This window comes from Sphingobacterium spiritivorum ATCC 33861 (assembly GCF_000143765.1).
Classification (GTDB): Bacteria; Bacteroidota; Bacteroidia; order Sphingobacteriales; family Sphingobacteriaceae; genus Sphingobacterium; species Sphingobacterium spiritivorum.
Map to the genome: position 1 here is coordinate 2,247,637 of NZ_GL379770.1, position 25,208 is coordinate 2,272,844.

Genomic DNA, 25,208 nt, shown 5'->3' on the forward strand with positions numbered 1-25,208 from the left:
ATTATTGGCTCTGCTATTATAATCTTAAATTTACATCATGAGTATTTTAACGAACTATTTTGACACAGTACATAATACTGCGCCATTTTCTCAGATAAAGAATGAAGATTATATTCCGGCTTTTGAAACAGCCATACAAGCGACCCGAAAAGAGGTAGATGCTATAGCACAAAATCCGGAAGCCCCCACATTTGAAAATACAATCGCCGCCATGGCTTATTCCGGAATGACACTGGATCGTATATCCAGTATTTTCTTCAATCTGCATTCGGCCGAAACCAGTGATGAACTGGAACAGATCGCACAGGAAATAGCGCCTAAACTTTCTGAACTAAGCAACGACATCACCTTAAATTTTGATTTGTTCAAACGTATCAAAGCGGTATACGAGCAAAAAGATCAGCTCGACCTTACAGTGGAGCAACAGACTCTCCTTGAAAAAAACTATAAAGATTTTGTCCGTAACGGGGCATTACTTGATGATGAGCAGAAAGACAGCTTACGTAAAATAGATGCTGAACTCTCCGTATTGAAACTCAAATTTGGTGAGAATGTACTGGCAGAGACAAATGCTTACCAGCTCCATATCACAGATGAAAACGATCTTGCAGGACTGCCGGAAGGAAGTATTGAAGCAGCAAGAGCATTAGCACAGTCTGAAGATAAAGAGGGATGGATATTTACACTTGATTTCCCAAGTTACCTGCCCTTTGTCACCTATGCGGATAACCGTGAACTACGCAAAGAGCTTGCGATAGCAGCTGGAAGAAAAGCTTTTCAGCACAACGAATATAATAATGAAGAGATTGTTCTTAAAATCGTCAACTTACGTTTCCAGCGGGCTCAACTGTTAGGTTACAAGACACATGCAGATTTTGTACTGGAAGAACGTATGGCACAGCGCCCTGAAAAAGTAGACGCTTTTCTGAAGGAATTATTAAGCAAGGCTAAGCCGGCTGCTCAAAAGGAATTCGATGAACTGGCCGCATTCGCAAAAGAAAAAGACGGAATCAGCCAATTGGAAAAATGGGACGGTTCCTATTACGCTGAAAAATTAAAACAGGAAAGATTCAGTCTGGACGATGAAAAACTAAAACCTTATTTTAAATTGGAAAATGTCCTGAACGGGGCTTTCGAAGTTGCTGAAAAATTGTTTGATATCCACTTCAAAGAGGTCCACAACATAGACAAGTATCACGAAGAAGTACAGACATTCGAAGTGTCGGATAATAATGGTCAGTTGGTAGCGGTTTTTTATGCTGACTTTTTCCCGCGTAAAGGAAAACGTAACGGAGCCTGGATGACGTCTTTCAAGCCTCAGTATGTAAAAGAAGGCACACAACAACGTCCTCATGTGTCTATTGTCTGTAACTTCACAAGGCCTACCGCTACTAAACCTTCTCTGTTGACATTTAATGAGGTCACAACGCTATTCCATGAATTCGGCCATGCTTTGCATGGAATGCTGGCGGATACTGTATACCCTACGCTGTCTGGAACTTCCGTTTACTGGGACTTTGTGGAACTACCAAGTCAGATCATGGAAAACTGGTGTTATGAAAAAGAAGCGCTTGCGCTATTCGCCAGACACTATGAGACGGGCGAAGATATTCCGATGGATCTGGTAGAAAAGATAAAGGAAAGTGCTTCTTTTCTGGAAGGAATGGCCACGATCCGTCAGCTCAGCTTCGGTATGCTGGACATGGGATGGCATGGACATGATCCGCGGCAGATCAGGGATCTTAAAGTATTTGAGACAGAACAATTCTCAGAAACACAGCTTTATCCTGATGTAAAGGAAAATGCTATGACTCCGGCGTTCTCTCATATCTTTAATGGCGGGTATTCATCCGGATACTACAGTTACAAATGGGCAGAAGTACTGGATGCAGATGCCTTTGATTACTTCAGGCAAAATGGTATTTTCAATAAAGAAATTGCGAAAAAATTCAAGGATAATATTTTATCTAAAGGAGGTACTGAGCATCCGATGGTATTGTACAAACGATTCAGAGGACAAGAGGCCACACCTGATGCGTTGCTGAAGCGGGCAGGTTTGCTATAGAATAAAAAGGGCGGAAATAAATTTCCGCCCTTTTTATTTTTTGGATGATTAAGCATCCTTTTTATCTGTATCCGGAGTAGCCGTCGGTGCTGCTGCTGGTTTAGCTGCAGAGGACGCTGCCGTTGTCTTTGCAGGAGTTGCTTTTGCAGCTGCTGGTTTAGCTGCAGAAGAGGCTGCCGTTGTCTTTGCAGGAGCTGCTTTCGCTGCCGCTGGTTTAGCTGCAGAAGATGTTGCTGCTGGCTTTGCAGGAGCTGCTTTCGCTGCCGCTGGTTTAGCTGCAGAAGATGCTGCTGTTGCCTTTGCAGGAGCTGCTTTCGCTGCCGCTGGTTTAGCTGCAGAAGATGTTGCTGCTGGCTTTGCAGGAGCTGCTTTCGCTGCTGCAGGTTTAGCCGCAGAAGATGTTGATGTTTTCGCAGGAGTCGCTTTTGTTGACGCTGGTTTAGCCGCAGAGGACGCTGCCGCTGGCTTTGCAGGAGCTGCTTTCGCTGCTGCAGGTTTAGCCGCAGAAGATGTTGATGTTTTCGCAGGAGTCGCTTTTGTTGACGCTGGTTTAGCCGCAGAGGACGCTGCCGCTGGCTTAGCTGCTTTAGTCTGAACTTTGGCCTTTTCTTCTGTTTTTTCAGGAATAACTTTCTCGACAACAGACTCTACATTTGTTTTAAGCTTTCCAACAAGTGTTTTAACCTCTTTACTTAATTTTTTGTAGGCTTTCTCTAATTTTGAATCTTTTTTGCCTTTGCTAGCCTTTTTAACTTTTTTAACTTTCGCTTTTTTAGGTTTCTCCTTTTTAGCATCTGGTTTTTTCTTATCTGTCTTTTTTTCTTTTGCTACCGGAGCGCCATCCTTAGACTTTTTGTCCTTTTTTTCTTTAATTGGTTTTGACTTTGCCATTTTATATTTTTTTAATTTTTTATGTATATGATAATTTTGTTAAAACGTAAACAATCTGACAATGAATTTGTTTGACTGTCCAAAGCGTTTATCCTTACAATATATAAATTTTTATTCGTAAATTTGTATTCTTACAATAATCAGGGGTCGACCGGAATTGACAGGATGGAGACGGTTATGTAAGCATGCAGTGCATTGTTAGTCTAGCACTTTAATCTGAACTTTCAGAATTACAACTGGCGAAGAAAACTACGCCTTAGCTGCTTAAGTTAGACTTAACATAGCTATTTGTCCCGTCAGACTCTGTTCTTTAGTCTGACATTAGGGGCATCGAACTTTAGAACTGGCAGATGTGATGTTGCTAAGCATCTGTGAGAAACAGCAAATACGAAGAACGGTACAGGTAAGCGACTCACCTTCCCTCTTCCGACAACCAAAGAGAAGCTAAGCATGTAGAAAGCGTATACAGTACCATGACTGGACGAGAGTTCGAATCTCTCCGGCTCCACTTAAGGAGACACTTGATAGAAGTTGTCTCCTTTTTTTATACCCATAAAAAACTATGAACCAGGCTCTTAAAGCAGGTTCATTTAGAGTTCGAAAATTTCAACAAAATTATTTAGTCTTTGGTTATCAATGACGCAAAAAATGAGGTTTGTAGCCACTCTCCTATTGTTTTTCCAGAGTTCGATTTCTCCTTAAGGATTCGGCATCCAAGCTACATGGATCGACGCTGTAGTATTTGGCATTAAATATAAAAAATCTAAAATAGTAACGCTTTATTCGCTTTATTAAAAAAAAGGCAGGCATCTAAAAGAAGACAGTATGTTCTGGCTATTTGTCTGCAGGTTTTTATCAGGCATATTTAGCGGAGCATACAGCGTAAACGGGCCGCCATTACTGGTGTACGGAAATCTCAGGCAATGGAGCGCCCCCTTATTAAGATGTATTTTATGGTGGCATTCGATAAATCTATCACCAAGCGGTCCATAGGCAGCCACAAAATCAAATCCGCAGCATTCACACCTTATCCGGCCATTTCCTCTCTTCAATGCCTCTTCCTTAGCTCTTCGTACAATTGCTGGGTTTCGGCGCGTAAGTTCTTGCAAAATATGCGCCCTGACAATCTTGTCACCCTCAGAACCTTCATACATATGTGCAGGCAAACGCCCGTATAAATTCTCTGAAGATAAAGAGTCACTGAAAAATCCGCCAAATAACTCCCATAGGTCTACCTTAACTTCATCTTCAGTGAGGTTTTCCCTATTTTCCAGATTAATAATCGGATTGGTTAAGCCGCGATTGGGTTTAAAGGAATTATAATATCCCGGATTGGGAATTGTCTGAATAGGTTTAGCCTTTGCTAGTAGCTTTACTTCGCGGCACCACCTGTGCTTTAGTGAGTTTTCATCCACATGTATATCTTCCGAAACAGGAACTACTAAATGGGTTAAGTGGACAAGCCTGTTTCTCTGCCCGTTGATAAAGTTAGGCTTCTGAAACAAGACAATCACTTCACCTGTTTTAGGCGTCTCCGCACTTCCCCGCATTTTTGTAGGCCAGTTCAAGTAAAAATTATTCCCAACTTTTGCGTTTTCATAAGCCCATCCTTCGCAGTTATTTCTTTTAACATTTTTTATCCACTTGATATCTTCCGCTACCTCCATAGTGACTGAATCATTTAGCTATAAGTCTATTTTAAATTGTAAATCACCTGTCGCTTCTTAAAAGCCGTTTCACCGCCTTCTAAAATAACGCACGCCATACTGTTGGTCTTCCTGTTATCGATTGAGCCCCTGTCTACGATTGAGGTTTTCTCATTAGTACTTTTTAAAGGTACTATAAGTTCGGAATCTCCCAGCACCGCAATATTCGCATTATGGGTCACAATAATGACTTGACGGTGCTCTTTAATCCTTTTTAGGTTTTTTACTAGGGTCTTATATATAAACTCGCTGTCCAGATTGTCCTCCGGCTGGTCAATTATTAACGGACAGTTTCTTTTGGAATACAGTAAAAGGGTCAGTAAAATGGATTGCTGCTGGCCCATGGACAATTTAGAAAAGTCCCTCTCTATCACCGTCTTTGATTTATCGTCATTTGTTATGATCTTCTTGATCTTAATAAATGGCTTATCTTTCACTACTAATCGTTCCAATTGGCCAAGTGTCTCCATATTTTTCAGGCGTGCGATAATATCCATGGCTTCCTCCTCCGAGAAAATCGGCTGCCCGCTGCCATTACGTAAAGCGGTAAATACGGTTACATCACTTTTGTGCAATGCTTTAATTAGGTCGAAATAGGAAATTTTTTCTACGATAAGATCCGCCTTTGGAACCTGTGCAGTTCTATAACCCATCACATTTTTGATCAGCGTTGCTAACTCGGTCGATAAGTTCTGCTTTTCTATTCGTAGTTCAACTTCATAGTCAATAACTGATCCCTTTAAATTTCCATTTACCGTATAGATGAATTTATAACGCTCATTATACAGGTTGTCCAAATTAGTCTTTCGATCCCCTATAAGCGTCATCCTTTCCTTCACCAGTTCCTTATATTTAGTTTCCTTCTGTCTTAATTCTTTGAGCTTAGCATCAAAATCACTCACATCTTTGGTTACTTTGCGTATAAAGGACATATCGAGCTTAATGCCCTGACCTTCGAGGACTATTCTTTTTTCTTCTATATTTTTTATGATATCGACCTCCTTGGCCTTCCATTTTTCAATTTCATTTTTCAGGCTTTGTTTAAAAGCAGTAGAGTCTAAAACGACTTTGGAAGACTGTTGACCGATAGAGGTAATGTAACCATCCATAAGTGTTGAAACTGTACGGTACTCCTCTTTACCTACAATAATTTCAGACTCGGTAATTGAGTGGACGGCCTCTTTAAGGGAATCGGTGTTCAACCCATCGGTGATATTTTGTATATGTGTATCTAAATTTTCAAGCAGTTCGTTCCTTAAGGTCCGTTCATTCGCTATACCTTCTTCCAGCTCAACGACTTCCTTTACGTTATGGGTCTTCAATTGTGCCAATTGCCCCTTAGCGTTGGTAAATGCCTGTTCTATCCCAGGGATACGGTCTATTTCAAGTTTCAGACGTTCCCTTAATGTCTGATTTTGCAGCAGTTGATTTCTCAACTCTTCGTCTTCAAGCTCATAGGCGCTGGTATCGATAAAGTTATCAATGAATTTTAAAAGGATTTCGGGGTCTTTACCGCATTTTTGTATCGTAGCTGCAGTTTCTCCCTGTCCGAAACTTTCAATTGTAATTTGCTGGATACCATGTTGCGGATCAGAAAAATTGATGGCACTATTGTACTTTTGCTTTTGGAATTCTAGTATCTGGCCTGCTTCGTCCTGATAAAATAACTTAATGGTATCTGGCCAAACCTCGTTATCGATGATGTCTTCCCTTGTTGGATTACCAGTAACAGCCCGTATACACTCTAATATAGTCGATTTTCCTGTGCCTCGCCCTCCGATCAGGCTGTTGAAATTATCACTGAAATGGATATGGTTCTTATCAAGGATACCGCCCTCAAAACTGATTCCAAGGAACTTCGGAAAAGATGTGGGAATACTTTCTTCGATCCGTACCCTCGCATTTGCGTCCAGAAAAGCAACCCTGAAGGAATTAAAGTCCAGGGAATCCAGTTTCAGTCTTGTTAGTTTCTTATTACCACTCAGGTTCTTTCCTAATGCTATTAGCGTATGAGCGTCAGAAGACATGATTTTTGCGATATTATATGAATTATCTTCATTAAAAGCTTCAACTCTAGCTCTGAACAAACGCTTCCTGTCTGGGTTTTCATCAAGTTCGGTAAACCAGTTTTCTGCGTTTTTGTTGGATATTTCCAGCCCGTAGAGTAAATCATGTTTCAGGATGGCTTCCTTAAAAGGTGTATAACCTGCTGTATAATTCTCAAAGCCAGCATCAATATCAATATGGGCTGCAATCCCGAAGCCACCATATTTACGCGCAGTATCCAAAGCCGCTGTGATGGTGGTATCACACTGCTTCTTATCCACTGAAATTGTTAGCTCACCATAAAAAGATCTGATTTGCTCATAAGTTTCAAAATAAACCAGAAAATGCCCTTGACTGGTGGACAGCTCAATACCCGGCACAACCAGAATGTTTTTCCCTTGTGCGTGATCTAATGCAGCTGGTATATTTCCAATTTCATTATGGTCTGTTATGCTAATGACTGCGATATTCTCTTTTATCGCTTCATCGATAATATTGGCTGGAGTCATTTGCGTATCAGTTACATCATATGAGGCAAAAGGGCCATATGAATGAATATGCAGGTCGGCTCTATAAAATTTAGCGCCATTCTCAATGGAAAGTAAATCAGTAAGGTGCATCGGCTAATAGTGGTATTAATTGTTGTATTTCAAATATAACAAGGTTCTACTCTAAAGTAAAAAATTTTTATGCCTTTCTAAAGAAATATTACAATGTTAGATCCATTACCGTACTCACTCAAGGAGACACTTAGTAGAAAGCGCCTACTTTTTTTACATACATAAAAACTGTTAAAGCATATTCAATTAGAGCTCGAAAATTTTAACAAAATTTTTGAATCTTTCGTTATCAATGACGCAAAAAATGAGGTTTGTAACCACTCTCCTACCGTTTTTCCAGAGTTCGATTTCTACTTAAGGATTCGGCATCCAAGCTACATGGATCGAAGCTGTAGTATTTGGCCATCAAATATAAAAAATCTAAAATAGTAACCGTCTCTTCCTCATTTACATGAATTCCATTTTTAGCTAATATCGCCATAGCTTTATTAATGGAGATCTTTTTTTCTATATAATTCATGGCTGCTGTATTTGGGATATTTTTGGCAGCAATATTTTTGATAAGGCACTGTCAAGATGCAAGGATACACTTCTCTTCTGCAAGTCAAATCTATTAGGTGGTATTAGGCTGACCAAATGCATCTTATCTGCAGTTTCTAAATGTTTAAATACTTGAAAAACATCTATGAACGAAACTGACATCAACTCACGATGCTTCTTATAGTTTTCCAATTTAGTATTAACATTTGAAAGTTCTCATTTAATACTTTGAGAATTGATTTGATATTCCATTTTAATAGCGTAGTAGTCATCATTTCCTAACACAGAAGCTACAAATAGTTTTCTTGCCTGGGAAAGTAGCAACCCCTGATCCCTTAATCTTCGAACTAGCATGTTGCGTTCCTGTATATCTTCTGCTTGCTGTATATTTATATTACAATCCTCCAGAATACTACTAAATAGTTCAGTCACGTTTTTAGAAAGCTGCAGGCTCTGAAGTTCGCTACAATAAGCGTCGTTAAGAGTCAACGCATTTACTCTTGTCTTACATTTAGCATTACAATGGTAATAAGGATATCTTTTTGTTTTGCCTTTAGAGAAGCTGCCACAAAGCCTTTTGTAGCAAATAGGACATAGAAGAAAACTTTTCAGATAAAAAGTTTCATTCAATTCATTAGTTTTAGACGTAACTATTCTTTTTCTAGTAATAATACGCTGAACCTCATTAAACAATACTTCAGAAATCAAGGGATCATGAATTCCTTTAACCATTTGCTGCTCTTTTGAAGAAATCTTTATTGATATAAGGCCACAATATGTCGGATTGCGTATAATTCTAAAAAAATGTGAGCGCGAACATTTTAAACCTTTTGCATCAGCTATCTTTCGGATATGATCTATCTTATTGTTATTCTTGGCTAGTTGACGAAAGACCCACTTTATTATATTCGCTTCGGGCTGTTTAGGAACAATTATTTTCCTTCCATCAAAACCGTTCATATTGATGTAACCTAATGGCGCCTTTCCAGGAAATCTTCCCATTTGTTTTGCGCGACGAATTCCATTTGCTGTATTCATGGCCCTTCTACTGTTCTCCGCTTCCGGTACAGATAGATAGACTGCTAACATAACTGTACTTTCAGGAACAGAAAGATCTATTGGTTGGTCGATCGCTATAGGTGTTGAATTATATTTACGTAACAAGCCTATCATTTCATAAGCATATTCTATATTCCGACTGAATCGATCCCATTTAATAAAGAGTATGTTCTTATCTTCTCTTGGCTTCTGCTTGACTATTGCAAGCAACTTTTTCCATTCTGGCCGATTAAAATCTTTTGCCGAATGATCTTCTCTGTAAACACCTAGAACTTTTATATGATTATAATCACAGTATTTCAGTAATCTATCCTCTTGTTCCGGCAAAGAGTATCCCTTTTTCTTTTGTTCGTCTGTGCTTACACGGACGTATAGATAGGCTGTTTTCATATGAATAATGAATTCATTTAACTTGTTTACAACTAGTTGACTCTGCCAAGATTACATAAAAAGCAACAATTATTTGAATAATTTTATTCGAAAAATTATTCTAAAAGTTTTCTTAAATTCAAAAAATGATAAATACGGAATTATGGATTAAGGTATATTTAGACAGGAGCGTGATGTCTGGAATAAAAAATAACTTTTCCAAGATCTAGCCGATATTATCTCAAATAACTAGAAATTTATATTAGTAAATTCAATTATCCATACTGGGAACATTTTTACCCGTATCAAAAACTATAGTGAAGAAGAACAGAAATTAGTTTAGGAAGACTTGGAACTCATAACCAACTTACCACAAAGTGAATTCCATGAAAAATATAATTATTTCAGTTCCTTTGTATAATGCTTTCAAGGTGGAGATTACGGTCATAGAGACTATGCAATTCGGAGGCAAATTGACCACTTTGAGTTAAACCATACAAACTAAGTAAAAAATGAATTTGTAACTCCTAGGCGTATTATTCAAATGGTCAAAATTATCCGAATTGAATGGTCATCTTTTTTCAAATCAGGATGGTCAATGGTTTCAAAATCTCCAACAGGACAATAGTTGAATAAAAAAATGGAAGAAGCCTGCTCCTCAATTCGAAAGGATATGGTGAAAATTCACATTATTTTCTAAATTAGCATATCCCTAAAAGAACTGTCAGCTGGCAAATTACAGCCAACTGACAGACTTTGCTTATGGAAAGATATTGGTCCTTTTTCTAAATTTAAGATTATTTGCATTACCCTTTATTACTGAATCGCCTAAAGCCTTCAATAGTAAAGACGTTCTATCTGACACATTCCAACTAAGCAAGATGTTCTTACATTTCACAAAAGTAGATTGATTTCCTCCCCATGGTGTAGATCCATCATTAAAATAGAATACAGGATTATCTACATTCACTACATTTGTATCAGGATCAATCTGATGAACCTTACCGTTTTTATCTTTCATCCAAATTGGAATGTAATCCCTATTGAACAACACTTCCGCTCCATTCTCACAAAACCATTTTCCATATGGTAATGACAATCGCATAGGATGAAATTTTTTAATCTTTGATTGATCCCTTGCAACCGTTATTTCCTCCCTAGCTAAAACAGCAGATCCGGCATCTTCATAGCAATAAATAAGATTATTTACGGTATCATGTGAGAGAAGGATCGCTGGTTTTCTTTGGTTCTTTTTAAGATAGATCAAAGTACCCTTAGCAATTTGGCCTTTCACTTCTTTCAGCCCCTTGACCTTTTTGTTCAAAGGCCAATTATGTATTGCTTTTAAAACTTGATCCAATCTTTTATTGAGGGAATGTATCGGCGAACAACTAGGATATGAATTTTTCAGCAGTTTTCTACAGACCTCGACCAACTTTTCCAATTCCATTTTTCTCTTATCTGTTGGCCATGGATCAGAGGGGTAGTCGGTATCTCCATAATAGATTGTAAAATACAACTCATCCTTCAATTCTGTTTTACTAGTGTATTCTAATTGTATCCAATCATCGAGAGTAGATTTAATAATTGAAACAGCTTTATGTCCTTTTTTATTAAATTCGAGTGAACTATACAGTTCCTTCAAAACCCTTCCTAATTCCTGATGAATTTTAACAGGCACTTTAGCATTGGGTCTTCTTGCACCATTTGGACTACCCAACGTTTTGTAAGGAAATGTTAAAGGACGTGGTAAAGAATTTGTTACTTCCATTCTATTTCTTTTGTCCTTCTCTTTCGGCTGAAAACTATTTAATAAATTTCGAAAATTGGAATAGCCCTGTTCAATAGCGGACATATCCAGCGCTTGGTGATGAGGTATTCCCATCTGCTTTTTGATTTTCTTGGCGTTACGTTTAATTTTTTCTACTTCGCCCTCTTTTGTTTTTTGAGTCATCGTTCCTCCAAACTCTCGAAGAAAAACGTCACCTGTCTACCGTTCTCCGTAACGAGAAATTGGGTTACGAATCAGATTGATGAGGCGGTGCCGAAACAGCTTAGCTTAAGACAAGTGGCAAGCTTCCGCTAAAAGCTCTACTCAAAGATCAAAAAAATCAATTAAAATTCAAATAGGGTAAGTAATTTTATCAGAAAATAATTAATTCAAAGATTCATCATAATTTGTTTTGCATATATATATTCGAGACTATAGACATTGAGACCATGCTATTCCTAAGCGGAGCACCTTACCCCTTTTCATGTAGTCAGAAAATAAAGAATTAATAGTACATTTAATTGGAAAGAAAGCATTAATTTTATTAAATAAAAGACACTGTCTTAACCATCCAAAATAATAATTACCATGACTGAACCTATTGGCCAACATATAGTACCCAGAGTTTATTTAAAGAACTTTTCAACATCAATCAAGAAAAAGGATTATTTCGTGGATGTCTTTTATAAAAAGCAAAAAGGCATTAATATACCGAGGGTCAACATCAAAAATATTTGTAAAATCAATGAATTTTACACATTCGACCACTCACCTTCTGAAATAGATAAAAGGTGGTTGGAAAAATATTATGCAAATAATATTGAAAGCCATTACAACAGTATTTACAATTTGCTAATTGATGAAAAGACAGAAGAAATAACACCAGAAATCAAGAATAAAATTCTTCGCCATATAATCTCCCAAGAATTAAGAACTCCTAAAATAGCTCAAGCATTAAATAGTTTGACGGATAGAACTATCGATTATGTATTCAATTCCCATGAACAATTAGGTACTGAAAAAAAATTATATACAGAAGACGGAAAACTAGCATACGATTGGTCTGAGAAAAGCATAGATGAAGCTAAAACCAAAAATAGAAATGAAAACAGACAAATTTCCAATATCGAATGTATATCAAGATTAAGAGGGCTAGTAAAGTTGAAATTTTCCTATCATATTATGGTCGTTAAATACAATAGCCCCATAGGCTTAATCTCAAGTGACCGTCCCGTTTACACCTCGGAACCGCTATATTCTCCCTCTTGTAGGATATCGCTACCAATTGACAAATACCACATGATAAATTTGTACCCCTTTATAGAAGATACAGACCAAAATATTATATTAAGAATTGAGCATGGGAAAGTTGCTTCCGAACAAGCTGTCAGAATTCTTAATATCTCTCAATTGGAAAGAGCAGAGCATTTCGTTTACGGAGAAAAAAACGACATTTTAAAAACGATACAAGATTTGGATTTCCTAGAAAAAAAACAGAAACAGTGATACTTTCTTACTCTAATATATTCTTTAATAACAAAAAAGTTATTTAAGCATTTCAGTTAGAGCAGGTATAAACGGCGAGAACAAAGTCATGTGATTGGCTGCTTGCGCAATAAACTTCTGATATGTTTCAAGGCTAACAAAGCTTTTATCTTTATGACTTTGCTCCATGTCCTTAACTAAATTTAGTAACACTGAATTGCTAGAAAGCTGCTCATCAATTATTTTATTCAATAAAATAAAAACTTCTGAACCGTTATCGGATGATATGATATTGCTAGAATTATCTACTGAATTATTATATACTCTGGAATTATCACCGTGTAGATTATAAGTTATAAATGAATATGCTTCTCTATCGAAAGTATCTCCTTTAGTAACAATACATTCATATCTTTCCGGAGAAATCTTTCCAGCAGGTTGATAACCGTTATTTTTTATGGTAAATTTCTCAATTCTATCTCCTGGCAAGTCTCTTTCCAGATAATCACCATCTTCCACATACCAATTTACCGGAAGATGTTGAAAATAAATATAAATTATATTATTCCTAGAATCTACACGTGCTTTTATCTCTGTTGAAATTTCGCCCGTATTAGCTTTGATAATTCTAATTTTGTCGTTTTGTTGGTTACCAAACATAGTATAGAGTATTTTAAACAAATATACTCATTTCGACCTTTCAGTTCAGGGCTAACAATGACATAAAAATCGTAAATTTATTAGGAATAGAAAAGCTATGAAAGAAACCATTGTTAACCTGATTGAAAACGAAAGCGAAAACACTAAGCTTGATTTTAAGCTTGAGCAGTACCCTATCGAAAAAGGGAATATTAAGAAAGGAGAATTTTTAAAAGATATGTGTGCATTTGCAAATCTCATCAGCAAAGAGGATAAATTTATTATCATAGGAGCTGAAGAAGAAAATGGTATTGCAGTGAGTTTTAAATCTATTGATAATTTACACGACCAGGCGTCGTATCAGCAATTCTTAAATCAATATATAGAACCTGAAATCAATTTTGAGTACAGAGAGATTATACATGAAGGCAACCGATTGGCTTATTTTAGGTTGTTTAACAATAATAAGAGACCATATTTATTTAAGAAAGAATATAAGGATATTCAGCCAAAGGGAAATCAGTACAAAATAGGTTCAGGATTCGTTAGAACAGGAACTTCAACGCGCGAATTAAAACGAGATGATTTTGAAAAAATCTATACAGAACGTTTTAGCATTAAAGATCGTAGCGATGAAATAGAATTTGAAATAACACTTGGTGGATTTAAATTCTCAGAGATAGGATATACTGGTTATATAAAGCATCTACGAGTTGATGTGATAAATCTTTCTAACTCCTCTATTGATCTGGATGTTGAAGCTAAAATTTACAATAATAGGGGTGTTACGGCTCTATGTACACAAGACATTGAAGAGAAATATCATAAAGATAAACGTGAGAAAAGCATGTTTTCCAATACTCCTTATCTAGACAATATGTATTCTCCATTTTTACGTGTAGATTTAAATGTAGAGTTTACAAAACATGCTTCCTATTCTATTTATGAGATTACTCCAAAAAAGGGCACACATACGGCTGTTCGTGTCAAGCAAAAAGGAGTAGAAACTGATATTTTCAATGACCAAATTGCTTTAGTTTTTTCAAGACCGTCGGAAATAAAAATTGAACTCATTGTACGAAGCAATGAGTTCCCTAATGGGCCAAAAACCTTTAACTATAGTTTTTCGGAAGACCAAATTCAGGAGATTTTAGACCCTCGGGACTTATAATTCCGAACCAAATTCTTGAACGTATCGATCTGTAAGATTCAAACCTTTTATCAGATCTGTAAATGGCAAAAAATCAATTTTATTTTTTGCAAATGGGTTCTCATGGTAATACAAATTTGTATTCAGAAGGCCAGACACCGTGAATGTAGTGATTAGAACAGCGGACATCCTTGTATTCCTTGGGTTATTTTCTGCCCCGAAAATTCCATCATTCCCATATAATGCAATATTTATATCTTCTTTATGAAGTAAGTTACTTGGATAATTTAGACAGATAAGAAATGGCATGTCCAATTCTCCATATCGTGTTGCTTTTGTTTGAATAGCACTTTTGATCATTTCCTCGTCACCACCAATCTTTGTATACGCCCCATAACTGGCAATAGATCGACCTCTTTTTCCTCTCAGGTGTGGAGCCTTCGGCATTAATTTCACTTTAATGGAGACGTCGTTATCATCATACTTCAATTCTGGCATAAATCTAAACCCCTCTTTTTCGAGCATTTCCCTATATACATCTGGGTCATAAGTTTCGATTAAATCGTCAAAGTGTTTAATGATTTTCTTTCCACTTGGTTGGTTTCCTGATTTGAATCTGATACTTTCAATGCAAAGCATAAAGTATGTACAATCGACCAAATTCATTGAATCTGTTAGCGTATTTAAACGTCTTTCTTTTAGCCTTTCAGCATCAGATAACATTCTCATTTCTTTTATTTCCACATAAAAGTCATGATCGTTTTTAACAACTAAAAAGTCTGGTCGTTTAGATGAATTTGGAACTGTTGGGTGTATAAAAATATCATAACCCATGTTTTTAAAATAACAATACATTCCAAGTTCATAGAAAGCGGGGCCAAAATCTGCTTTAACTCTTTTTTTCATTTCTTCTTTCTCTGAATCGGGATACATCCTAAACCAGTTCTCCATTACCTCCCGAACTGGAATTATCTCCTTACGGCCACTATTATTGAAATAGTCGAACGTATTTTCATTTCCGTTTGAAGGACGTGTTTCTACTCTCTCTTTATTGTCAAAAAGCATACGGTCTGTCATATTTCCTAATATACACAATCATTCTAACTGAAATCGTTATTTTTGACGGTAGAACCTATTTCCATGTTATGGCAAGCAACGCGACTCAATCTTTAAATGAATTTTTTCTTAAAGTCCTAACGATCCAAAAATCTGCTCAATCTATCAATGATAATTGGCTGGATAGTACCAAACTGAGTTATTCCCCCCATATTTTCACAGATCCTTTCAATGTCGATATTCAATCGGAAAAAGAACAGGTTGATTTTTTCAATAAACTTCTGGGAAGGTCGGATACTGAAATAAAATGGGCAAAAAAAGGAAGTTCTGGGCGCCAAATAGTGATTGATGAGACAAATAAAACGAAATTATCGATAGAATTTCTTTCTAGTATTTATTGTCAATTGAGTGTACCTGTTTTCGAGCACATCTGTGTATTTTTAAAAACTTTATTAGGGACAAATAGTAGCAAAAGCATCAATATTATTAACGAATTCGACATTGAATTCCAAGAGCAATTAGTGGCTATAGATAACAAAAAGCTCCTTAAAACACCCACCATATTGATACTGCATAATCTTAGGCTATTTAGAAACTGTATCACTCATAATGGAGGTTTAGTGCAAGCATTAGAAAATGATTTCATTGAATTCAATAAAAAAATTAAGGAGGGTAAAAAATTTAAAAACCTTCAATTTTACGGCGCCTTACAAAAAGAAAATTTTTGTTATTCAATAAATTATGAAATCGGTTATATTCAATTAAAGGGCTCTTCATTTATTAAACTTCTTGACTTATACTCGCAAATAGCATATATGGCATATCTATGTTATTGTCGCAAGAATAATATGCCGGAAGAAGCTAATATTTTTTAATTTTTTGTCCCATTTGGCAATTCATAAAATTGAAAATATATTGATTATCGGGTACGACTTATATCTGTTATATCATTTGTTCTAGAATTTTTAAAAGCATCACAGGTTCAAAAAAAAGCACCTAGAAATAAAAGCTCGTTATATTAAAGCATTGCAAAAAAAATCTTTGTATAATAATGGCTAAGATTTCTAAATGTCTATATTCCTGAATATACCAATCTGAACCAATAGCATCAAAGGGGTTCTTTTGGATTTAGTTTCTTTGCCTCTTCCAATAGAAATAACGCGTACCCTTTTGGCTTTAACTTTTTACTTTTAAAATATGTCGGAATTTCATAATCTCTACTGGTAGCTCCCGTCAAAGCAAAAATTTTATTACCGATTTCAGCAAAATAGTATCGGCTGCCCGTAAAGTAAACTTTTATAGAGCCAACTGAAAATGGCCAGTCTTCATATTCTGATGAAACAATTAACTTAGATTTTGAATCCATTTTTAAACCAAGAAACTTTAACGAATATTTTGACATGGGCACATAAAGTTCATGAGGGGCTACTCGGCTCTTTGTATAGTCCAATGAACCCAAATCTTTTTCTTTGAGCAGGATAAAGCTTGAAAAATCTCCATAATATTGCCTTCCCAAATCTCCTAAGCCATGTGTAAAAAAACTACTGATAGCTCTAACTCCCATTTCGATACATATTATGGAATTCTTTATAGCTAGCTTATCTTCTTCTTCATAAGATAAATTATCGGTATCAATATTTTTGTTGAAACTATAGACGAATGAGGTGAATTTCTCAAATGGATTCGATGCGGTATTTTCCTTGTTAAGTACGATAGTATCGATATAGAAATATCTTTGAGATATTGCAAACTCTGTTAAAATATCTATTAGGATTGTAAATTTTTCATCTTCTTTAAGAAACCTTATATCCTCTTCGATCATAGGAATATTCTTCATTTCCTCTACACCTTCGGAATATTCCAATAGTTCATCTAACATCTTTCCAATTCCATGACCACCGTTGTATTTATTAAATTGTTTTTTTGCCAATTCAAGCTCTGGGAAGTCACCATTCAATTCTTTTTCTTTCAATAGAAGGAGGATTTTTAATAAACGTTCAAATCCTGCTGCCAATAACTGTAATGTTACATGGTTATTTAATACAGCAAACTTTTGAGCCTGTAGGTTTAAAATACCCGACTCAATAAATTTAAAGGATGCCTCAACTTCCTGCGTAACCGCATATGACTTAACAATATTTCTCCCGAAACAATCGTTATTCTGATAAATCGACATATAATAATCCGTTTATTAAGCAGTAACCAAATTAAGCAAAATTTATTTTCAATCTCACAGAAGACTATACAAGCAAACTGAATTTAATTATTTTCTCACTTATTTATTTGATAAGTTGCCATACGATATAACTGAATTAATTCAATATTATCAAAAAAGAAAACTTCAAGACTTCAATTAGGTGGAATACTATGAGAATTATTAGACAAATTTGGTCAAGGATATTTTCACTTTTTTAAATGCTAATATTTGTATTGTAATACTTCTTAAATATTTTTAAGGGAAGAAATCAAATCATAAAAAGGAAAAATAGCGAAATAGTAATCGCATTTGAATTTTAATCTCATGTATTTGTACTTTTCCACAAGTATATAAACCATACACTGAAAGCAATAGCAAAGCCAACCCACGGAGTTTTCATACTTAGCGCAGCAAAGAAACCGATGACCACAACTATATTGATAACAAACAACAAAATTACATTTTTCATTACATTAAAATTTAGATAAACAAAAACAGGCAAATAGAATTATATAGGGAAATCCCACATAATTCTATTTCCCTGTTTTTATCTTCTTAATAAATTGTAATAAAGGCACTAATAGTTCTATTGAACTCTAATGACCTCCACAAAATAAAAAGCTCAACGAAAGTTGGGCTTTTTATTTTTCAGAAAAGATGAAATCCCAACAACTGAATTCGCAGTATATTCATGCATGGCAATAGGAAGTACTACTCAAGCAATCTCTTTGGCTCCCCTCCACAAAAAAAATCCCACCAAATTACGGAGCCCGCTACCCATGTCCTTTTCAAAACTCAATTACAAACATCAGGTCATCATCTTCGAACTCGATCAGGAAACCAGCTACATGAAGCCCAATCAGCTGCACAACAAGCCAATCAAGCTAAAATACTAGCCACGCAAGCAAAAACTGCAAACCATACAGCAAGCACAGCAAACCAGAAGCTGGGGAGACACCCTCAAATATACCCAACAGCAGCATACCGACAAAATAGCAGCCTTTACGGCACTGAAAGCAACCATTGCCACCCAACAAAAGCAAAAAGAAAACCACTGATTTAATATCTATTTTTATTATAATTGAAGATTATTTATAAACCAAGGAATTGATAAAGCAAAATTAATTCATATGCATAAATTACTACTCCTCTTCACTTTGCTACTGGGGTACACATGTTCTTTTGCTCAGGAAAATGATGAAAAACTTATAAAATCATTTTTAAAGGATATTTATGAAACAGAAACTATTACTGATGCATTTTTAGACCACTACTTTACTCAAGGCATTGATAGTGCTAAAAAAGATAAGATTATTAATAATCTGACTAATCTAAAAAGCACAATCGTCCAAACAATTGATAAAGAAAAACTTCCCTCTCTGGAAGTAAAGAGTCCTTCTCTAAAATCAGAAAATCCCAATGCTAACACAAGACCTTTTATAATTCCATTAAATGCAGATTACAGTCTGGGATTTTGGGTGGGTGATAACAAAATCAAAACGATTCTATGGTTAAAACCGTCCGATTTTTCGACCACAATTTACTATGATGTAAACATGTAACAGATTAGACATGAAATAAATAATACAAATCCCCGTTATGATATCAGGCGACTAAGCTTTGCACTTGCCGGGCAGGAATAAATCCGACTGGCACAAACAAAGTAAGTTTCTATATGTTAAGTAATTATGGGCTTTCAAAGTTTGGAAATCAGAGAGCTAAAAACATATTTCGAATCGCATGAAATACCGTATGAAATAATGTTGCCGAAGAACGTTCATATACGTGACGTTAAAGGTTTTATCAATGTATGCTTTGAATACATTGAGGATTGGGGAGTAGAGCTAGAAAAATGTCCATTATGGATAAAGTTATTAGAGATTAAAATGATTCTAGATTCTTCAAAATAATAAATCAGAAGATGCGAGGTGTATTTATGTAAAATAATCAGCGGGATTAATGTCCCGCTTTTTATTTACACTGTCCCTGTCCATATCATGAAAGGACTTCAGCAACAGAAAAGTCAGTTACTTATTTATGATTATATGGTAAGAAAAAGCAATACGGTAAACGGAACAGTTTTTGTTAATTCCTATGTAAAAACAGAAATGACTTTTACGCCCTATTTTTTACTTCTTTTCAACTTATCTTTTATCCCGCATAGTAATAATCACATTCAGCAAAAACAGGATATACAAAAAAAATGGAAGATCGTTTCTGAAGAAATTACTTACCTGAATCCTGACCACAGTAAAAATGAAGGTTTAAGGGGCAGAACTGATTATTCCAGGTCCGAAAAGGACACAATACACTTTCTTCCGGATGGTAAATTCAATTCAGTAGATGGAAACGGATCCTACACTTTATCCGGAGATTCCATACACATGAATATAGGAGATCAAAAATCTTCTTTCGCATACCAAATATCAGATTCAACCCTCATCATGCGTCAGGATTATAAAACGCCATCCTACCTGAAAAGAGTGACACTAAATTTGAAAGTCCTTGAAAAATAAACATCAGTATAAAAAATAATAGCGAGGCTTTTAGCCTCGCTATTATTTTTTATAATGCGTCTGATCCAAAACAGACCTACAATGATAAATCATTAAACCTTTCTTCTCCTATCCACTAACAGAAAGACAAGCATTAATGCTGAAGACAGGAAACTGCTGATAAGTATCCATTTCACGTCAATATGAGCATACCAAAAATAAGACAGCACATAACTTACCGCAAAATAAACAAGGAAAAAGATTAAGATGTATACAAAAACTTTCATATGATCAGACTGTTTTTTTAAGTTATTAATATACATAATTTTATTGTACTTTCAGATCTATTTTCGCCCCCCATAATTATACGGTGCAGAGAATTCTCCATCAGTAACAGTAATCAGACTATTGTCATCCCCCTTTAGCAAGCCGCTGAATTTACCTTTTACACCCCAGTCACTTAAACTGGTAATAGTCAGTTTAAATGAAGTACCTTCTGTGCGTCCCCCACTCCAGGTAGAAGTTCCGATATTCGTACTTCCGTTATAGTTTTGTACAAAATAAGTGGCATCCAGTTCAGGGGTTAAACCTCCGGCTACTTCATATGTTTTTTCCTGCGCTCCTTCAGGAAGCACCAGACTGAATCCGAACCCGGGGGACCGAGCCATATCTTCCCCCTCCCAACCCGACACGACGACGAAATGTATAAGTTTTTCAGATGGCGGATCATTCGCATTCACATGAAAAGCAAATTCACGTAATTTGCCATTAAACTTACAGCGCATAAATACATCCTGATTTCCATTATCAGGCTTGTTATCACTTTTTGAACAACCTACAGACAGAGCTACAGCAAAAACAACGGAAAGCAGAAAGAAAATTTTATTTTTCATATTTTTAAATTAAATGTTAATTGTTAGTTCCAGAGTTCATCAAATACCATACCTGAATAAGCCTGTTAGCTATTTAAGATCACTCTCCATAAATGCCATTGTACTGCCGATCCAGATGGCGTCCTTTTTATTAAAGTTTACATTCACCATTTCAGCTTTGGTCATCCTTACGATATTTACTAATAATTCCAGTTCCTTGCTTCCTTCCGCTTTACCAAACAAAAGCCGGATTTCAGCTTTTGAAAATTCTCCGTTGATATCTTCAAATATCGGAGCATAGCTTACCTTTTGTTGCAGGATATAATTCTCTTTATCAGCAATTTTATCAATATCATCTTGCCCGGGGTGTATATTTACTCCGCTTCCTGCAAAAGAGAATAATGGCTTTAGTACATACTGATTATAGTCGATATTTTCAGGTGCTTCATGCAAAAAATAGCTTTTGGGTACATACACATGATTCAGCTTAGGCAGAATAAAAGGATGAGTCACCCATGTGACCTCTACATCATCCGTAAAGTGAAAATCCGTCTTCAGATCAGGGATATGATCCAGTTCATCAAAAATAACACGGTTATAGATACGGTTTACTTTTATCTTCCTGCCCTTGTCATGATAGAAAAGCTGGCGACCTTCTTTTATAAGCTCAGTCAGACAAACCGTTTTTATCCCCAAAAATTGTTCGGTAACATGGAAGTCTACAGCTGTTTTCTGTTTCTCCGGAAATATTTCCAGCAGAATAACATGTTCCGGATTTTCGTTTCCTACGATAATGTTCTTCAACTTTTCTACATATTCGTCTAATGGAATACGTCTTTTAAAATTATCCAGAAAGGGATATACCGAACGGAGATTTTCTTCATACTGACGCTGAAAACCAAATAGTGAAGGAAAAGCCTGTAGCTCAATAAGCTGAGGTTCCAGTTCTCCTGATTTATTTCTGCATATCCCGAAATCAATAGATAGAAAATGACAGTGTGTATCATCTCCCGGTACAAAAGAATCAGAAGGTATAGCTCTGCCAAGTTCCTCTGCAGAAAAAGAATCTACCTGCTGAATAATAGATTCAGCAACGCAAAATAGTTTCTCCTGAAAGGCTTTATCTATGAAAACCGGACTTTCGGAAAGTCTAAAACCAATATCAGTATCTGAATACTGCTGACAGACATCTATTAATTTTTGATATTTCTCGGACGAGAAAGCTTCATTAAATTTTTTTCTGAAACGAGCTATCATATTCTTTTGTTTTTTAGGCCAGTGAAGTAGCTTTGAAGACCTGTTCGGCCGCAAATTCTAAAAACCGGGGTAAAATTTCCTTTCTTGTTAATATTACTTTATCATGGTCATTGATACGATCAATCGTTTCCTGATATTTCTCCGGTCCGTGATCCTCGATAATACTGTTTCTGTATTTTTCAATCTTGAGTGCCTCCATAAATCCTACCGGATCTGCCTCCGGATGAAACTGTGTACCGAATATTTCATCAGAAAACCGGATAGCCATTACAGCTCTTTCCAAATCAATATGCGGACGGATCTTTTCTAATGCGGTAATCTTCATTCCGTATTTATCCAGGTGATCTGACTTTGGACGGACAACCTGATAGGCTCTAGAGTCTACAGCATAAAAAGGTTCAGGAAGATTCTTCAGCATCAGATCCCGCTCAGCGTCTTCTGTTTTGTGAATTGGCATCACCCCGAAAGAATACGACTTCCGGAGTATCACCTCAGCCAGGTCCCAATATATACAGGCTACCTGAAAGGAATGACAGATAAGAAACAGATATTTTTTAGCATCATTTTCTTTATTATGCTTCCATATTGCATTCAGAAAACGATTGTAATTTTCTTCCCATACATAACCTTCCTTATGGGGATTTCCGGGACCTCCTGAGGAAATAAAAATATCAAAATCTTTAATATCCGGTATTTCGTACTTAGAACGAACATCAAAAATCTCAATGAGGATTATATAGTCCGAACCCGCTTTAAAAGCTGCTGATATATCTTTAATATTACCCATCCCCTGATTGGGATAATTGTTGTTCATATCCAGTAAAGCAATCCTTACCTGATGATTCATAATATGTAAATTTTTCTAATATAGAACTGTAGTAAAAAATTGTTTTATTAGCTGATTGCACGATCAAAGCACTGATTTCTCAGTTTCACAGATCATATAATCGACGACCTTTTTGATATCTCCTGTTTCATTGAAAACCATTAATTGCCGGTCTGCTCCTGTTCCCATTTTGACAATTTGCCGCGCATATTCTACTTCCTTACGGCAACCTAGTCCGTCCACTACATCATCAATAAACTCCAGTAGTTCATCTAATAATATAGCATACGGAACACTGGTTTCTTTACCAAAATCAATCAGATCAGCATGTATTCCATCTTTGGAAGCCCGCCACTTATTTTCACTGAGCAATAATCTGCGATAAGAACGAAAACTGATATTCTGCTGATGCATTTTATAGATTTTCGCTACTAATGATTGCATAATCGCTGCAAGGCATGTTGTTTCGTCAATAGTAAAAGGCATATCACATATCCTGAATTCGATTGTCGGATAAAACGGGTGCACCCGAAGATCCCACCAGATCTTTTTGGCGTTGTCTATGGTACCTGTTTTTATCATCAGGTTGACGTAAGCATCAAATTCGGCAACACTGCCAAAATAACTGGGGATTCCGGTTCTGGGGAATTTGGCAAAAACCTCCTGACGATAGGATTTAAACCCTGTAAGGCGTCCTACCCAGAAGGGCGAATTGGTAGACAGCGCATATACATGTGGCAGAAAGTAACGCATCACATTCTGTATACGGATCCCCTCTTCACGATCAGGGATACCAATATGAACATGAAGGCCAAAGATCAGATTCGATCGCGCAACATCCCCCATGTCATTCACAATTTTATTATAGCGTTCGGCTTTCGTAATAACATTGTCTTTCCAATGGGAAAAAGGGTGTGTACCGCCTCCTGAAACACGAAGCCCCTGATCGTGTGCTATTTTTACCAACTGACGTCTCAGACCAGTCAGTTCTTCACGGGCATGTTGGATATTCTGACAAATACCGGTTTCCATTTCGACCATAGATTCGTGCATTTCATGCTTCAGATTTTCGCTTAAAATAGCCTTGCCACTTTCAATAATCTTGGAAACATGTGATACCAGATCTCTGCTCTCTGCATCAATGATCTGATATTCTTCTTCTATACCTATCGTAAACTTGTGCATTTCGGTTAATTTTTGGTTAGCAGTCCAGAAGAAAATATCTTCTGAAGTTTTTGTATTTCTATCTGATTGAATCCTTCACAAATGTCCCCCATGATATATTCGGTTTTCCGGGAGTATATTCTTTAGCCTTCTCTATTGCCAGCTTAGCGGCATGTTCTACTATCCATGCAAAATTTTCCTCTCCCACAGAGTTTTTGTCTGCATCAGGCGCAGGATTACAAAAATCAATAGCATATGGTATACCGTCCCGTACGGCAAATTCCACCGTATTGAAATCATAACCCAAAGCCTGATTCATCGTAATGGTGTAGTCATGGATGGTCTTTAGCAGATCCTTGAGCTGTTTTCCCGAGTACTGAGATTTGGCAGCATATCTCAAGTGGTGGGGATTCCGGGGTTCATATGGCATAATATGAACATATTTTTTCCCTAAACAATAGACACGGTAGTAGTCTTCAAAGACGATTTCCTCCTGGACCATCATGACCAGCTGATCAGTTTCTCCCAGTTTGTTCCATAAATCATCAGGATTTTCGACACGGTACACATTTCTCCAGCCGCCACCGTCATGCGGTTTCATATAGGCCGGGAAACCTACATACTCAAAGATATATTCCCAGTCATGGGGAAAACTAAGGTTTCTGAACGATGTTTCCGAAGTATTTACAGGTCTCTCATGCGAAGGCAGCAAGACCGTCTTAGGTAAAGGGATACCCAGCTTACTCATGAGCGCATTGTTGAAGAATTTTTCATCAGCACTCCACCAGAACGGGTTATTGATAATATAAGTGCCGTTAACCGCTGCATTTTTGAGGTATGCTCTGTAAAAAGGCACATCCTGAGATATACGGTCGATAATAACAGCATACCCATAATCTGCTCCCTGCTCCAGTATCTCAATTTTTACAGGTTCAGCGATTATTTTACCTTTACCCAATTCATTGACTTTATCAATAAACGCCCATGGGAATGTGTCTTCCATTCCGAATAGGATTCCAACTCTCTTTACCATAATATTATTTTTTTAGGTTAATTATAT

Annotated in this window: 21 protein-coding genes and 1 other RNA gene; 8 read left to right on the forward strand and 14 right to left on the reverse strand. The window is 36.5% G+C overall.

Annotation, left to right across the window (positions count from 1 at the left end):
* The first annotated feature begins 37 nt into the window (after positions 1-37).
* The gene (locus HMPREF0766_RS09755; RefSeq protein WP_002996254.1) at positions 38-2,065 is read left to right on the forward strand and encodes a M3 family metallopeptidase; all 2,028 of its coding nucleotides are present in this window, start codon (positions 38-40) and stop codon (positions 2,063-2,065) included.
* Positions 2,066-2,113: 48 nt separating this feature from the next.
* Here the strand turns inward: HMPREF0766_RS09755 and HMPREF0766_RS09760 are convergent, their stop codons facing one another.
* Positions 2,114-2,956, reverse strand: a complete 843-nt coding sequence (locus HMPREF0766_RS09760) for a hypothetical protein (RefSeq protein ID WP_002996255.1) — start codon at positions 2,954-2,956, stop codon at positions 2,114-2,116.
* Positions 2,957-3,099: 143 nt separating this feature from the next.
* Here HMPREF0766_RS09760 and ssrA point away from each other — a divergent pair.
* Positions 3,100-3,467: a transfer-messenger RNA gene (gene ssrA / locus HMPREF0766_RS22085) on the forward strand.
* Between the two features lie 280 nt (positions 3,468-3,747).
* On the opposite strand, the gene HMPREF0766_RS22380 is transcribed toward ssrA, so the two are convergent.
* The 4 genes from HMPREF0766_RS22380 to HMPREF0766_RS09785 all read right to left on the reverse strand — a co-directional run bounded on the left by HMPREF0766_RS22380 (position 3,748) and on the right by HMPREF0766_RS09785 (position 11,190).
* The gene (locus HMPREF0766_RS22380; protein WP_002996259.1) at positions 3,748-4,623 is read right to left on the reverse strand and encodes a hypothetical protein; all 876 of its coding nucleotides are present in this window, start codon (positions 4,621-4,623) and stop codon (positions 3,748-3,750) included.
* A 26-nt stretch (positions 4,624-4,649) separates the two neighbouring features.
* Positions 4,650-7,328, reverse strand: coding sequence for a TrlF family AAA-like ATPase (locus HMPREF0766_RS09770; RefSeq protein ID WP_002996260.1), 2,679 nt, complete (start codon positions 7,326-7,328; stop codon positions 4,650-4,652).
* A 696-nt stretch (positions 7,329-8,024) separates the two neighbouring features.
* The gene (locus HMPREF0766_RS09780; protein WP_002996264.1) at positions 8,025-9,257 is read right to left on the reverse strand and encodes a recombinase family protein; all 1,233 of its coding nucleotides are present in this window, start codon (positions 9,255-9,257) and stop codon (positions 8,025-8,027) included.
* Positions 9,258-9,996: 739 nt separating this feature from the next.
* Entirely contained in the window at positions 9,997-11,190 is a 1,194-nt protein-coding gene (locus HMPREF0766_RS09785; protein WP_002996266.1) for a DUF5623 domain-containing protein, read from the reverse strand.
* 405 nt (positions 11,191-11,595) lie between these two features.
* On the opposite strand from HMPREF0766_RS09785, the gene HMPREF0766_RS09790 reads away from it, so the two are divergent.
* A complete protein-coding gene (locus tag HMPREF0766_RS09790; protein ID WP_002996268.1) occupies positions 11,596-12,513 on the forward strand; it encodes a DUF4238 domain-containing protein in 918 nt (305 codons plus the stop codon).
* A 39-nt stretch (positions 12,514-12,552) separates the two neighbouring features.
* On the opposite strand, the gene HMPREF0766_RS09795 is transcribed toward HMPREF0766_RS09790, so the two are convergent.
* Entirely contained in the window at positions 12,553-13,152 is a 600-nt protein-coding gene (locus tag HMPREF0766_RS09795; RefSeq protein ID WP_002996271.1) for a hypothetical protein, read from the reverse strand.
* A gap of 97 nt (positions 13,153-13,249) precedes the next feature.
* On the opposite strand from HMPREF0766_RS09795, the gene HMPREF0766_RS09800 reads away from it, so the two are divergent.
* On the forward strand, positions 13,250-14,302 hold the full coding sequence (locus HMPREF0766_RS09800; RefSeq protein ID WP_002996272.1) for an AlbA family DNA-binding domain-containing protein: 1,053 nt from the start codon (positions 13,250-13,252) through the stop codon (positions 14,300-14,302).
* Here HMPREF0766_RS09800 and HMPREF0766_RS09805 read toward each other — a convergent pair.
* On the reverse strand, positions 14,297-15,358 hold the full coding sequence (locus HMPREF0766_RS09805) for a hypothetical protein (protein WP_002996274.1): 1,062 nt from the start codon (positions 15,356-15,358) through the stop codon (positions 14,297-14,299). The two genes, HMPREF0766_RS09800 and HMPREF0766_RS09805, sit on opposite strands and share 6 nt — an antisense overlap.
* A gap of 68 nt (positions 15,359-15,426) precedes the next feature.
* Here HMPREF0766_RS09805 and HMPREF0766_RS09810 point away from each other — a divergent pair, with 68 nt between their 5' ends.
* Positions 15,427-16,212 (forward strand): hypothetical protein, encoded by a 786-nt coding sequence (locus HMPREF0766_RS09810; protein ID WP_002996276.1) that lies wholly within the window; start codon positions 15,427-15,429, stop codon positions 16,210-16,212.
* A gap of 233 nt (positions 16,213-16,445) precedes the next feature.
* Here the strand turns inward: HMPREF0766_RS09810 and HMPREF0766_RS09815 are convergent, their stop codons facing one another.
* A complete protein-coding gene (locus tag HMPREF0766_RS09815) occupies positions 16,446-17,513 on the reverse strand; it encodes a hypothetical protein (RefSeq protein WP_002996280.1) in 1,068 nt (355 codons plus the stop codon).
* A 343-nt stretch (positions 17,514-17,856) separates the two neighbouring features.
* Positions 17,857-18,003 (reverse strand): hypothetical protein, encoded by a 147-nt coding sequence (locus HMPREF0766_RS22385; RefSeq protein ID WP_002996284.1) that lies wholly within the window; start codon positions 18,001-18,003, stop codon positions 17,857-17,859.
* Positions 18,004-18,664: 661 nt separating this feature from the next.
* Here HMPREF0766_RS22385 and HMPREF0766_RS09825 point away from each other — a divergent pair.
* From HMPREF0766_RS09825 to HMPREF0766_RS09835, 3 genes are all read left to right on the forward strand, one after another.
* A complete protein-coding gene (locus HMPREF0766_RS09825; RefSeq protein ID WP_002996289.1) occupies positions 18,665-19,096 on the forward strand; it encodes a hypothetical protein in 432 nt (143 codons plus the stop codon).
* A gap of 126 nt (positions 19,097-19,222) precedes the next feature.
* Positions 19,223-19,444, forward strand: a complete 222-nt coding sequence (locus HMPREF0766_RS22710; RefSeq protein WP_002996292.1) for a DUF6965 family protein — start codon at positions 19,223-19,225, stop codon at positions 19,442-19,444.
* A gap of 87 nt (positions 19,445-19,531) precedes the next feature.
* Positions 19,532-20,050 carry a hypothetical protein gene (locus HMPREF0766_RS09835; RefSeq protein ID WP_002996296.1) on the forward strand — a complete coding sequence of 173 codons (519 nt, stop codon included), beginning with the start codon at positions 19,532-19,534 and terminating at the stop codon, positions 20,048-20,050.
* A 323-nt stretch (positions 20,051-20,373) separates the two neighbouring features.
* Here HMPREF0766_RS09835 and HMPREF0766_RS09840 read toward each other — a convergent pair whose 3' ends face one another.
* The 5 genes from HMPREF0766_RS09840 to HMPREF0766_RS09860 form a co-directional block, all read right to left on the reverse strand.
* Entirely contained in the window at positions 20,374-20,922 is a 549-nt protein-coding gene (locus tag HMPREF0766_RS09840; RefSeq protein ID WP_002996301.1) for a hypothetical protein, read from the reverse strand.
* Positions 20,923-20,991: 69 nt separating this feature from the next.
* Positions 20,992-22,158, reverse strand: a complete 1,167-nt coding sequence (locus HMPREF0766_RS09845; protein ID WP_002996304.1) for a hypothetical protein — start codon at positions 22,156-22,158, stop codon at positions 20,992-20,994.
* Between the two features lie 13 nt (positions 22,159-22,171).
* Positions 22,172-23,005, reverse strand: a complete 834-nt coding sequence (locus tag HMPREF0766_RS09850) for a type 1 glutamine amidotransferase (protein ID WP_002996306.1) — start codon at positions 23,003-23,005, stop codon at positions 22,172-22,174.
* Between the two features lie 63 nt (positions 23,006-23,068).
* Positions 23,069-24,169, reverse strand: coding sequence for a carboxylate-amine ligase (locus HMPREF0766_RS09855; protein WP_002996309.1), 1,101 nt, complete (start codon positions 24,167-24,169; stop codon positions 23,069-23,071).
* Positions 24,170-24,227: 58 nt separating this feature from the next.
* Positions 24,228-25,181, reverse strand: coding sequence for an ATP-grasp domain-containing protein (locus HMPREF0766_RS09860; protein ID WP_002996312.1), 954 nt, complete (start codon positions 25,179-25,181; stop codon positions 24,228-24,230).
* Positions 25,182-25,208: the final 27 nt, after the last annotated feature.